Below are 1,699 nucleotides of genomic sequence, written 5' to 3' on the forward strand. Positions count from 1 at the left end.
GATTGAGAAGTCTGCTGGACATATCACAAGTGCGAATGCTGACATGAGTAACGATAATGGGAGTGAAAAACTCCCACGCCGGAAGACCAAGGTTTCCTGTCCCATGCTAATCAGGGCAGGGTAAGTCGGCCCCTAAGGCGAGGCAGAAATGCGTAGTCGATGGGAAACGGATTAATATTTCCGTACTTATATAATCAGTGATGGAGGGACGGAGAAGGCTAAACAAGCTTGGCGTTGGTAGTCCAAGTGAAAGTGTGTAGGCCGAGAACTTAGGTAAATCCGGGTTCTTAAAGCTGAGACACGAGACGAGCCACTACGGTGGTGAAGTTGTTGATGCCCTGCTTCCAGGAAAAGCTTCTAAACTTATGATTATATGAACCGTACCCCAAACCGACACAGGTGGTCAGGTAGAGAATACTAAGGCGCTTGAGAGAACTCGGGTGAAGGAACTCGGCAAAATTGTACCGTAACTTCGGGAGAAGGTACGCCCTTGTTTGTGATAGGACTTGCTCCTTGAGCGAATGAGGGCCGCAGTGACCAGGTGGCTGGGACTGTTTATTAAAAACACAGCACTCTGCTAACTCGCAAGAGGACGTATAGGGTGTGACACCTGCCCGGTGCCGGAAGGTTAATTGATGGGGTTATCTTCGGAGAAGCTCTTGATCGAAGCCCCGGTAAACGGCGGCCGTAACTATAACGGTCCTAAGGTAGCGAAATTCCTTGTCGGGTAAGTTCCGACCTGCACGAATGGTGTAACCATGGCCACGCTGTCTCCACCCGAGACTCAGTGAAATTGAAATCGCAGTGAAGATGCTGTGTACCCGCACCTAGACGGAAAGACCCCGTGAACCTTTACTACAGCTTGGCACTGAACATTGAACCTACATGTGTAGGATAGGTGGGAGGCTTCGAAGCACAGTCGCTAGATTGTGTGGAGCCGTCCTTGAAATACCACCCTTGTATGTTTGATGTTCTAACATTGGTCCCTTATCGGGATTATGGACAGTGTCTGGTGGGTAGTTTGACTGGGGCGGTCTCCTCCCAAATAGTAACGGAGGAGCACGAAGGTTAGCTAATCACGGTCGGACATCGTGAGGTTAGTGCAATGGCATAAGCTAGCTTAACTGCGAGACAGACACGTCGAGCAGGTACGAAAGTAGGTCATAGTGATCCGGTGGTTCTGTATGGAAGGGCCATCGCTCAACGGATAAAAGGTACTCCGGGGATAACAGGCTGATACCGCCCAAGAGTTCATATCGACGGCGGTGTTTGGCACCTCGATGTCGGCTCATCACATCCTGGGGCTGAAGTCGGTCCCAAGGGTATGGCTGTTCGCCATTTAAAGTGGTACGCGAGCTGGGTTTAGAACGTCGTGAGACAGTTCGGTCCCTATCTGGTGTGGGCGTTGGATGATTGATGGGAGCTGCTCCTAGTACGAGAGGACCGGAGTGGACGAACCGCTGGTGTTCGGGTTGTCATGCCAATGGCATTGCCCGGTAGCTACGTTCGGAACGGATAACCGCTGAAAGCATCTAAGCGGGAAGCCGGCCCAAAGATGAGTCATCCCTGACTTTTAAAGTCCGGAAGGGTTGTTATAGACGATGACGTTGATAGGCAGGATGTGGAAGCGTTGTAAGGCGTTAAGCTAACCTGTACTAATTGCCCGAGAGGCTTAACCATACAACGCCCAAGAGGCTTT

1 rRNA gene is annotated in these 1,699 nt (G+C 51.0%); it reads left to right on the forward strand.

Annotated elements, in window-relative coordinates:
• Positions 1 to 1,680, forward strand: a 23S ribosomal RNA gene (locus tag Q4561_RS19720); the annotation flags it as partial.
• Between the last annotated feature and the right edge of the window lie 19 nt (positions 1,681 to 1,699).

It is taken from the genome of Alteromonas sp. 1_MG-2023, from assembly GCF_030547075.1.
Classification (GTDB): Bacteria; Pseudomonadota; Gammaproteobacteria; order Enterobacterales; family Alteromonadaceae; genus Alteromonas.